Raw genomic sequence first — 10,362 nt, forward strand, 5'->3', positions numbered from 1 at the left:
GGCCACATCGGCGTGGGTCCGGCTGTACTCGAGGGAGATCAGACGCCCGCCCGCCGGCAGCGCCCGTGCCAGCCAGATCGTGCTGTACCCGCCGAGGGTGCCGATCTCCAGCACGGTCCGGGCGCCGATCGCCAGGGTCAGCAGGTGCAGCAGCTTGCCCTGGTTGCCCGCGACGGCGATCTCGGGGAGCCCGGCCGCACGGCTCGCCGCGAGGGCGGCGGTGAGCGCGTCGTCGTCGGGAGCGAGAAGGCCGGTGACATACCGGTCCACCTCGGTCCACTGGTCATGAAGCCGGTCCTCGAACCGGCCCTGAGGGGTGTCCTGATTCATACGCTCAACCTAAGCCGACCGGGGGCGCCGGCCCCTGGCCACGCCGGTGCGGCACTGGAGAGTGCCCGGCTTCTTGTATGTTCCCCGGCATGCCTCCTGTGCGCCGGCCCCGATGGCGGCCGGTGTGATATCCGACCAAAACGGGGTGACTGTCAGGCAAAGATGGGGTTGCCTGAGTCTCTTCGAGCAGGTAGTGCGAGGCTCTGTGAGCCGGAAAATCAGGAACGTAACAGATCGTACAGATCGTAGGGGAGGCGCGGCGCGACGTGGCGAACGCGGAGCACAGCGTGCGCGGGAGTGTGACGACGGGTTCGAGGATGGGTGCGGCACGGATCGCGCTGTGGCTCGTGGCCGCCGTCCTCGCCATACGGCAGGCGGTGGCGGTCCTGCGTCAGCCCCCCGGTGAGCGGCTGATCGACCTGGAGACCTGGCTCGGCGAGAACGGTGTCCTGCGCGTCGCGGGCTCGCTCTACGACACCGACCGGTTCACCGGCACTCCGTTCGCGGGACTGGTGCTCAAACCGCTCGCGCGCTCGGCCGAGCAGAGCCTCGGCGTCGCCTGGACCTTCGGCACCCTGCTGCTCGTCGTCGGTATCGGCCTGGTCGTCGCCCGCGCCCTGCCGGGGCCGGTGTCGCGCCGCAGCACCCTCCTCGCGGCCCCGATCGCGATCAGTGTGCTCATGCTCTCGCTGCCGGTGCGCAACAGCTTCTACCTCGGCCAGACCAGCATCATCCCCGTTCTGCTCGTCCTCCTCGGCTGCTTCGTGGCGCGCGGTGAGCGGTCATCGGGGCTGCTGATCGGTGTCGCCGCGGCCCTCCAGCCGACGGTGGTGCTCTTCCTGCCGCTGCTCTGGTTCACCGGCCGCCGGCGCGCGGCCCTCACCTCCGGCGCGACCTTCGCCGCCTGTACGGCGCTCGCGTGGGCCGCGATGCCGAGCGATTCCTGGGCGTACTGGGTGCACCATGTGGCCGGCGCCGGGCTCGGCAACCGGCCCGACGGTCTCGCCAACCAGTCCCTGCACGGCGCCCTTCTCCGGCTGGGCCTGGAAGGGCCCCTGGAGATCGCGCTCTATCTGGTGCTGGCCGCCGCCGTGGCCTGGTTCGGACTGCGCCGCGCCATCCGCTGCGCCAAGGACGGGCAACTGCTGCTCGCCGTCGCGCTGACCGGGTGCGTCGCCGTCGCCGTCTCGCCCACCACCTGGCAGCACCAGGTGCTGTGGCTGCTGCTGGCCGCCGTCGGCCGGGTCGGCAAGCGGGCCTCCGACCGGATGCTCTGGCCGTTCCTGGTCATCGCCACGGTCTCGCTGCCGGGCAAGATGCTGCTCCCGAACATCGTGGTGACCGCGCCCCTCCGGGACAACGCCATCCTGATCGCGGCGCTCGCGGCGGCCTGCGCGGTGCCGTTCCTGTCGCGTACGGACCCGCACTTCAGACGTCCCGTACCCACCGACCACGTCAAGCCGCTGCCGTCCCGCTGGAGCCGGGTCCCGCTGCTGCCGGTCTGGCGGCGGGTGGTGACCCGGCCGAATCTGCTGCTCGAACTGATCGGGATCCGGGTCGGCTACTCGATCTACTCGCGCATCCGCCTCGCCGCGACCGGCAGCGTCGACTCCGCCCAGGAGCACGGCAACCAGATCAACTCCATCGAGCAGGCGCTCGGCATCGACATCGAGCACTGGTTCAATCACGCGGTGGTGAAGGTGGAGTGGCTGGAGGACTTCTTCAACTTCTACTACACGTCGTTCCACTTCCCCATCCCGCTGATCATCCTCGGGCTCCTCTACGTCCGACGCCCCGCCGACTTCCGCTGGGCGCGCTCGGCGCTCGCCTTCGCGACCGTGCTCGCGCTGGTCGGATTCTGGCTCTATCCGCTGTCACCGCCGCGGCTGATGCCCGGCATGGGCTTCATCGACACGGTCCACAAGACCCAGGATCTCGCCAAGCCGGAGTTCGGGGCGATGACGGCGGTCACCAACCAGTACGCGGCGATGCCGTCGCTGCACTTCGGCTGGTCGCTGTGGTGCGGTGTGGTCGTGGTGATGCTCGCACCGAAGATGTGGATGAAGCTGCTCGGCCTGATCCACCCGCTCATCACACTCGCGGTGATCGTCGGTACCGCGAACCACTGGATCCTGGACGCGGTCGGCGGCGCCGTGGTGGTGGGCATCGGCTTCGCCCTGACGTATGTGCTGTCCGGACGCCGCGAATTGCTGCCGCGGGGGGCGGGGGAGCGGTCTGGGCAGATCAAGAAGCCCGCGCAGGCAGGTCAAGCGGGGCCGGCAGGAACCTCGGGGCAGGCAGGGCGGCCGGGGCCGGGTGGCGTACCGGCCGCGCGGGAGCCCGTGAAGTCCGGCGCGTCGGTGGAGTCCGGCGGATCGGTGAAGTCCGGCAGGGCCGTGGAATCCGGTGGGGAATCCCGGGCGGAGCCCGCGGAGAAGGCCGTGGTCCCGGACCAGGGGGAGTCGCAGGAGGGGGCCTCGGTCCCGGCCGCGCCCCAGTAGCGGCACGGCATGCCCCACGTATGGCATCGCGTCGCGGGCCCGCGCGGTGTCGCCGCGCGGCCCAAGTGGCGTCGTGGGACGTGCCCCAGGGGGTGATCCCCGTACCCCCTGGGGCGGATCGCCGCGTTCAGCCAGGATCCAACGGCGGGCGTGGTTCCGCCACTCGAAGCCCACCCGAAGCCCACCCGAAGCCCACCCGAAGACCCTCAGCCCGTCCGGCGTTTGAGGACGGACCCTTGGGTACGCGGGGCGCGCGCACCACGGACGCGCGCACGGGCGAGGGTCACCCCTGGCGGCCCCGGGCTCCCGGCGGTACGTCGGCCGGCGCGGGGGGCTCGAAGGCGGCGGGGGACTCGAAGGCCGCCCGACGGGTCGCCCGGCGGAGGGCGCGCAGGACGGTGGGGCCGAGGGTGAGGGTCAGTACGAGGGTGAGGGCCGCCCGGCCCAGGTCCCAGCCGAAGGAGGTGGCCGCGCAGTAGGCGAGGAAGCGGATCAGATTGTCGTGGACCGGGTCACCGGGCTGGAAGGAGATACCGGAGGAAAGCCCTCCGATGTAGGTCCAGCCCTGGAGGTTCATGATCGTCCCGTAGGCGAACGCGGCGACCGTCCCGTACGCGCCGAGCATCAGCACCTCAGCCCGCCCCCGGACCCGGTCCGCGCCCGGCAGCAGCCCCGCGCCCATCGTGAACCAGCCAAGCGACAGCATCTGGAACGGCATCCAGGGGCCGACCCCGCCCGTGAGCAGCGCGGACGCGAACATCGTGAGCGAGCCGAGTACGAAGCCGAACCCCGGGCCGAGCACCCGCCCGCTCAGCACCATCAGAAAGAACATGGGTTCCAGGCCCGCCGTGCCCGCGCCGAGCGGGCGCAGGGCCGCGCCGACCGCCGCGAGGACCCCGAGCATCGCGACCGCCTTGGCCCCCATCCCGGTGTCGGCGATCGTCGCCACGACGACCCCCACCAGCAGGGGGAGGAGCAGGGCGAAGAGCCAGGGGGCGTCCCGGGAGTGGGCCAGTCCCGAGTCGGACGCGGCGAGCAGCGGCCAGCCGAAGGCGACGACCCCGATGGCGGTGACGAGGGCGAGGGCGGCGATCGAACGGGGGCCGAGCCGCACGGGCCGGCTCACGGCCTGCTCCCGGCGCCGGAGGGCGGGCCCGCAGGCAGGGCGTCCGCGACCTGGGTCACCGTCAGCCAGTGCAGCGGCGCCAGGATCTTCGCGACCTGGGGCGCGAACGCGGGCGACGACACCACGACCTCGGGCGTCGGCCCGTCCGCCACCACCTCGCCGTCGGCCAGGATCACCACTCGGTGGGCGAGTTCGGCCGCCAGTTCCACATCGTGGGTGGCGAGCACGATGGCGTGGCCCTCGGCCGCGAGGCCCCTCAGCACCCCGGTGAGCCGGGCCTTCGCCGCGTAGTCCAGACCACGGGTCGGCTCGTCGAGCAGCAGCAGGGGCGGCCGGCCCGTGAGCACGATCGCGAGGGCGAGCGCGAGCCGCTGGCCCTCGGAGAGATCGCGCGGGTGGGTCCCGTCCCCCACCCCGGGAAGCAGCTCGGTCACCAGCGCGCGGCAGGAACCGGGCGCGGCCCCCGCGTCGTTGTCGGCGGCAGCGCACTCGGCGGCCACGGTGTCCGCGTACAGCAGATCGCGCGGTTCCTGCGGTACGAGGCCGACCTGGCGCATCAGTTCGCGCGGCGGGGCGCGGTGGGGTGCCGTACCGCCGACCACGACCGTGCCGGACGTCGGGCCGAGCAAGCCCACCAGGGCGGAGAGCAGGGTGGACTTGCCCGCGCCGTTCCGGCCCATCAGGGCGATCGTCTCGCCCGGGGTGACGGTGAGGCTGATCCCGCTCAACGCGTCGATACGGCCCCGGCGGACGCTCAGCCGGGTGGTCGAGGCGACGGGATGCGCCGGTGCCGGCACGGCTGCGGCGGCCTCCTGAGGGACCCCCGTTCCCGCCGCGACGGCGGCCCGCGCTGCCGTCTCCAGCGGTGCGGCGGCCTTCGGGCGCCGGAAGAACGAGGTACGGCGGCGCTCGGGAGCCCGTGCGACCGGGGCCGGTGGGGCGGACGGGCGGTCGGGGGCGGGTGGGGGCGAGGAGCCGGCCAGCCGTTCCCGCAGCGCCGCCGCGCGGCGGCGGGCGTCGCGGACCGACAGCGGGAGCGGCTCCCACCCCGCCAGCCGCCCCAGCCCCACGACCGGCGGATACACCGGCGAGAGGGCCATCACGTCCGCCGGGGCGCCGAGCACGGGCGTCTCGCCCGGACCGGGCAGCAGGATCACCTGGTCCGCGTACTGGACGACCCGTTCGAGCCGGTGCTCGGCCAGCAGGACCGTCGTACCGAGGTCGTGCACCAGCCGCTGCAGCACCGCGAGGACCTCCTCCGCCGCCGCCGGGTCCAGCGCGGACGTCGGCTCGTCCAGGACCAGCACCCTCGGGTGCGGGGTGAGGACCGAGCCGATCGCGACCCGCTGCCGCTGCCCGCCGGACAGCGTCGCGATCGGCCGGTCCCGCAGCTCCGCCATCCCCAGCAGATCGAGCGTCTCCTCGACCCGGCGGCGCATCACATCCGGGGCGAGGCCCAGCGACTCCATGCCGTAGGCGAGTTCGTCCTCGACGGTATCGGTGACGAAGTGGGCCCCCGGGTCCTGGCCGACCGTGCCGACGACATCGGCGAGTTCGCGCGGCTTGTGGCTGCGGGTGTCGCGCCCGTCGACGGTGACGCGTCCGCGCAGGGTGCCGCCCGTGAAGTGCGGGACGAGCCCGGAGACCGTACCGAGCAGTGTCGACTTACCGACTCCCGATGGTCCGATGAGCAGCACAAGCTCGCCCTCGGGAAGGGTGAGATCGAGGTGCTGGAGAGCGGGTCGCGCCGCGCCGTCGTAGGTGACCGACACCTTCTCGAACCGGATCACGCGGACTCCTTCGGTACGGGGGCGACGAACGCCGGGAGCAGACCGACGAGGATCGAGAGCGCGGGCCACAGGGGCAGTTCGGGGACGGTCAGCGGCACGACTCCGGGGTGCAGTGCCTCCGGGGCGTACGTACCCGCCCGGATCAGCAGTACGGCGACGGCCGCACCGGATCCGGCCACCAGCCAGGCGCGCGGGCCGAAGCGGTCGGGCCGGTAGCGGGTACGGACCGTGCGCCGGCCCCCCAGCCGGAGCCCGGCGAGAGCGGCGGCGATCCCCCCGGCCATCAGCGGCAGTCCGTACGACGCCCCGGCGGTGGCGAGCAGTCCGTACGAGCCCGCGCAGATCCCCAGCAGGCCGCCGAGGGTGAGCGCGGTGGTGGTGTGGCGCACGGCGGGCGGGACCCGGGCGGTGCGCCCGTACCCCCGGGCGTCCATGGACGCGGCGACGGCGACCGAGCGTTCCAGCGCGCCCTCCAGGACGGGCAGGCCGATCTGGGCGATCGCCCGGACACCGCCCGTACGGCGGCCGCGCAGCCGGCGCGCGGTACGCAGCCGGGCGACGTCGGCGACCATGTTCGGCGCGAAAGTCATGGCGACGACGACCGCGACCCCGGCCTCGTACAGCGCGCCGGGAAGGGATTTGAGGAGGCGGGCGGGGTTGGCGAGGGCGTTCGCCGCGCCCACGCAGATGAGGAGCGCGGCGAGCTTCGCACCGTCGTAGAGCGCGAAGACGACCTGCTCGGCGGAGACCCGGCCGCCGATCCGGATGCCCTGCGCCCACTCGGGGAGAGGGGCCTCGGGGAGGGTGAACAGGGTGTGCGTACCGGGGACCGGGGAGCCGAGGGCGACGGAGAACAGCACGCGGATGGCGATGACCGCGAGCGCGAGCTTGACGAAGGCGAGATACGAACGGGCCCAGGGCGCGTCGGTGCGGCGCGCGGCCACGACGTACCCCGCCACCCCGACCAGCAGCCCCAGCAGCAGCGGATTGGTGGTCCGCGACGCGGCGGTGGCCAGCCCGAGCGCCCACAGCCACCACGCCCCGGGATGCAGCGCGTTGCGCCGGTCCGCGAGGGGCGCGCGCAGCCTCTGCCGCCCGGGCCCATGGCCGCGCCGGCCCCCCGGGCCGGGGTGGGCGCCGCTGGACTCGCTCGTGCGCGCGTCGGGTGGGGTGGCACTGCTTCCGGGTGTGTGCTGAGGTGCCGGACGCGCCGGGGCCGCCTGTTCCCGGTGTGCCGCGCCGTCCGGGGTACGGGTGCTGTCCGCCGGGGGGCGGCGGATGGCCGCGGCTCTTCCGGCTTCGCGTCCGCCCTGAGGGGCGCGGTGTCCGGGGCCCGGGTGGGTGCCCCCGGGGTCGCCCGCCGGGGTGGCGCACTCCCCGAGGGCGTTCCTGGGCGCGGGGGCGGGCGCGGGGGCGGGGTCGTCCGGCGTACCCCGGCTCTCGGCGCGGGTCATCGCCTGCGGCGGCGGGACTGCCAGAGGGCCGCCCCGCCGAGGGCCAGGACCGCCGCGACGCCCGCGAGCACGCCCAGGGACGGGCCGCCATCGGAGGCCGGGGTCTTCGGGGTCTGCGGGGTCTTCGGGGGTGCGGTGTCCGACGAGTCGTTTCCGCGCGCCGAGACCTGTTCGCCGCAGCCGGACCTGGGGTACCCCGAGATCCCGCACAGCAGGGCCTCGCTGTTGTACCGCAGCGGCTTCGCCGCCGTCGCCAGGGCCTCCGCCGTCGTCGCGGCCTCCGGGACCCGGGCGCAGGCCACCCTGAGGGCGGGTGGCTGCTCGCCGGACGGGGCGTCCTGGGGGGTGCCGGGGTCGATGACCAGGGCGACGCGCTTGGTGTCCGGCTTCGGCGGCGTCGTGGCGCAGATCGCCGCGAAGTCCGGGGCCCGGCGCGGCTGTGCCGAGTCGGAACTGTCCTCGCTCACCGAGAAGCGGAACCCGTTGACCGAACCGTCCGCCGGGCGCGCGGTGGCCGGGCCCTGGGTGGCGTAGGTCCACGCGCTGCCGTCGTCCTGCCAGAACGACCAGTAGCGATACCCCGCCGCGTGCGCCGGACCCGCGCCGAGCACCGTCAGCGCCGTCGCCAGCGCGAGGACGAGCGGCAGCAGCCGACCGCGTATCGCCGTGGTGATCTGCCGGTGGTGATGCGGCCGTCGGGTGCGGACGGCTGCCGGTGTGATTTGGGGCGACGACCGGGTGCGGGCTGCCGGTGTGACCTGGGGCGACGACCGGGTGCGGGCCGCCGCCGTGGCCTGCGACGACCCGGTACGGACCGCTGCCGCGAGGGGGCGCGGCGGCCGGTCGCGCGTCACTGCCGCGACTTGCGGCGGCCACTGAGCAGGATGCCCGCGCCGGCGCTCGCCGCGAAGAAGGCCCCGACGATCCACCACACCCCGGCCCCGGAGTCGTCGTCCTTCTTCTCCGCCTTCTGCTCCGTCTCCTTCTCCTTCTTCTCCTTCGCCTCCGGCGCGGGGCCCAGGGCGTTCAGCCCGGCCACCAGATCCGTACCGCCGAAGCTCCTCGGGTCGGCCCCCGCCGCGTGCGCGGCGAAGATCAATTGGGCGTACGCCGCCGGGCCCGACTCCTTCGCCCACCCGGCCGAGTTCCCTTCGAGCCAGGTCAGCGGCTTCTTCGCCTGTGCGGTCAGGCCCTGTGCGCTCAGCGCGACCACCGCGTCCGCGGTGTTCCCGAAGTCCGGCTTCTCCTTCGGGTCCGTGGCGCCGGGCATCGGCGGGGTGAGCAGATGACCGGTCTTCGCGAGCGCCGTCGCGAGATACGCCGCGCCGTTGTCCGCCGCGCCCTCGATCGTCGTCGGCGCCACGCACGCCGTGCCTTGGGCGGACCGGCCGGACGTCGTGCCCGCCTTCACCGCCAGGCCCTCACCGAGTGCGCCCACCACCGCGGCGGCCGTCGAATCGGCGACGACCCCGGGCTGCTTCGGCTGGTAGACGAACGCACCGCCGTCCTTCGCGCCGCACGGCCGCGCGAACGTCAGCAGCGCGTCGTACGGTGACTTCCCGCCCTTCGACCGCACCTCGCCCGGCTTCTCACCCGCCGCGGCGAGCGCGCCGATCACGATGGAGGTGGAGTTGGCGTCGCTGGGCATGCCCGGGTTGTAGCTCCAGCCGCCGTCCGCGTTCTGTACGGACTTCAGCCAGGTCACGGACTTCCGCACGACCGCGTCCTGCCCGCCGAGGGCGGCCAGTGCCTGCACCGCCGCCGAGGTGGCGTTGGAGTCCAGCGGCAGCTTGGCGGCGCACGGCGCGCTCGCGTCGGCGCGGTACGAGGGGAACGCGCCGCTGGCGCACTGCTGCCCGGTCAGCCAGTCCACCGCCTTCGCCGCGGGCCTGAGTCCGGCCGTGTCCTGGGCGAGCAGCGCCAGGGACTGCCGCCAGACCCCGTCGTACGCCGGGTCACCCGTGCCGAACAGACCGGCCGGCAGGGCTCCGGCGGACGGGCTGGGGGTGGGTGCGGCGATCGCGGCCGGGGCCGTGGCGGAGGCGATGGCCAGGCCGAGCACGGTGGATACGGCGAGTGCCGCGGTACTGCGGCGAGCGGTGGTCATGGCGGGCGAGCCTCTCCTGGGGAGCGGGGCACGGGCACGCTCAGGCACCAGGGCTCCGGCTCCGTATTCCTCGACGGTGCCGGTCACCGGCAGGCTGCCGGTGGCGCGAGCCGGTCACGACCATGTACGAGGCATTCCGACTCACCGCGCTCGGCCTTCACCGGGCGGTTCACGGTTGCGGGTCAGCGCCGGATTTGCACCGGCTTCCCCCCGTACGGGTGTGATGACGACTCGCACACTCTACCGGGGGGTGTGCGCCTCCGGCCCGGGCGGCCTTCACCAGCGGAGAAAACCCTCCGGGGCACGAGGGCGCCAGGATCCTCACCGGCAGCGGGCGGGCGGCCGGCCTGGACACGGGCTGGTACGGCCACGGGCTCAGCGACAGCGTCTGGACGGGTGATGTCGAGCGCGGGATCGACTGCGCACGGCGGGTCAGGACGGGCACGTACAACGTCAATACGTTCAGTCTCGATAGGTTCGGGACGTTCGGTGGGTACAGGAATTCCGGCCTCGGGCGGGAGTTCGGGCCCGAGGGATACGGCGCCTATCTGGATATCTGGAGCACAAGATGGTTCATCTGCCCGCCGGGTACGGAGGCAACTGATGGGGGACCACTGGCACATCGAGGTCGACCGCGACGTCTGCATCGGCTCCGGGATGTGCGTCGGCCACGCGCCCGAGGGCTTCTCGCTCGACTCGGCGCGGCAGTCGCATCCCCTCAGGGGGGACGCGGAGGCGAGCGAGGCGGTGCTCGCGGCGGCCGAGAACTGCCCGGTGGAGGCGATCGTGATCACGCTGCGGGGGAGCGGGGAAGCGGTGTTTCCCCCGCAGGAGTAGTCGCCCGCCCTTGTCTGCCCGCGGCCCGTGGTCCTCGCTCGGCCCCGGGGGTTGTGGCGGCTCGGGTCGGCAAACCCAGCCTGTCCGGCGATTGAGGACACGCCCGGAGGGCGTGCCGCTCCACGGGGCGAGCGTTGTCAACGCAGGCGCGGGCCCTCCGCCGGGGCTCCGCCCCGGACCGCCCCCTACGCCCTGCGGCGTGGGGGGACCCCCAGCG

General features: G+C 73.8%; 8 protein-coding genes, 1 pseudogene and 1 riboswitch. Of the genes and pseudogenes, 3 read left to right on the forward strand and 6 right to left on the reverse strand.

The genetic code is table 11. The features are described 5' to 3' along the window. Positions 1-330 (reverse strand): O-methyltransferase (locus tag ACWF94_RS22260; protein WP_453491047.1); only part of this gene is annotated, 330 nt, incomplete at its 3' end. Between the two features lie 266 nt (positions 331-596). On the opposite strand from ACWF94_RS22260, the gene ACWF94_RS22265 reads away from it, so the two are divergent. Continuing rightward, positions 597-2,831, forward strand: coding sequence for a phosphatase PAP2 family protein (locus ACWF94_RS22265; protein ID WP_453491050.1), 2,235 nt, complete (start codon positions 597-599; stop codon positions 2,829-2,831). Positions 2,832-3,114: 283 nt separating this feature from the next. On the opposite strand, the gene ACWF94_RS22270 is transcribed toward ACWF94_RS22265, so the two are convergent. The 5 genes from ACWF94_RS22270 to ACWF94_RS22290 all read right to left on the reverse strand — a co-directional run bounded on the left by ACWF94_RS22270 (position 3,115) and on the right by ACWF94_RS22290 (position 9,308). Continuing rightward, positions 3,115-3,957 (reverse strand): ECF transporter S component, encoded by an 843-nt coding sequence (locus ACWF94_RS22270; RefSeq protein ID WP_453491053.1) that lies wholly within the window; start codon positions 3,955-3,957, stop codon positions 3,115-3,117. Then, complete coding sequence (locus ACWF94_RS22275; RefSeq protein WP_453491056.1) at positions 3,954-5,747, reverse strand: ABC transporter ATP-binding protein; 1,794 nt, start codon at positions 5,745-5,747, stop codon at positions 3,954-3,956. Before ACWF94_RS22275 ends, ACWF94_RS22270 begins: the two co-directional genes overlap by 4 nt. Next, positions 5,744-6,832: an energy-coupling factor transporter transmembrane protein EcfT gene (locus tag ACWF94_RS22280; RefSeq protein ID WP_453491064.1), complete on the reverse strand. Its 1,089-nt coding sequence runs from the start codon at positions 6,830-6,832 to the stop codon at positions 5,744-5,746. Before ACWF94_RS22280 ends, ACWF94_RS22275 begins: the two co-directional genes overlap by 4 nt. 365 nt (positions 6,833-7,197) lie before the next feature. Then, the gene (locus tag ACWF94_RS22285; RefSeq protein WP_453491067.1) at positions 7,198-7,863 is read right to left on the reverse strand and encodes an SCO2322 family protein; all 666 of its coding nucleotides are present in this window, start codon (positions 7,861-7,863) and stop codon (positions 7,198-7,200) included. A 188-nt stretch (positions 7,864-8,051) separates the two neighbouring features. After that, the gene (locus ACWF94_RS22290) at positions 8,052-9,308 is read right to left on the reverse strand and encodes a prenyltransferase/squalene oxidase repeat-containing protein (protein WP_453491059.1); all 1,257 of its coding nucleotides are present in this window, start codon (positions 9,306-9,308) and stop codon (positions 8,052-8,054) included. Positions 9,309-9,449: 141 nt separating this feature from the next. Continuing rightward, a riboswitch (cobalamin riboswitch) is annotated at positions 9,450-9,515 on the reverse strand. Between the two features lie 98 nt (positions 9,516-9,613). Between ACWF94_RS22290 and ACWF94_RS22295 the strand changes: the two are divergent. Both ACWF94_RS22295 and ACWF94_RS22300 read left to right on the forward strand, forming a co-directional pair. Then, positions 9,614-9,912, forward strand: a pseudogene (locus ACWF94_RS22295) (aldehyde dehydrogenase family protein); the annotation flags it as partial. Continuing rightward, positions 9,912-10,145, forward strand: a complete 234-nt coding sequence (locus tag ACWF94_RS22300; RefSeq protein WP_453491061.1) for a ferredoxin — start codon at positions 9,912-9,914, stop codon at positions 10,143-10,145. The pseudogene ACWF94_RS22295 and the gene ACWF94_RS22300, both read left to right, overlap by 1 nt. The last annotated feature ends 217 nt before the right edge of the window (positions 10,146-10,362 follow it).

Source organism: Streptomyces sp. NPDC055078, from assembly GCF_053607985.1.

Coding starts and splice junctions, on each gene's coding strand:
- ACWF94_RS22300 (WP_453491061.1), top strand. CDS start 9,912: ATGGGGGACCACTGGCACATCGAGGTCGACCGCGACGTCTGCATCGGC.
- ACWF94_RS22290 (WP_453491059.1), bottom strand. CDS start 9,308: ATGACCACCGCTCGCCGCAGTACCGCGGCACTCGCCGTATCCACCGTG.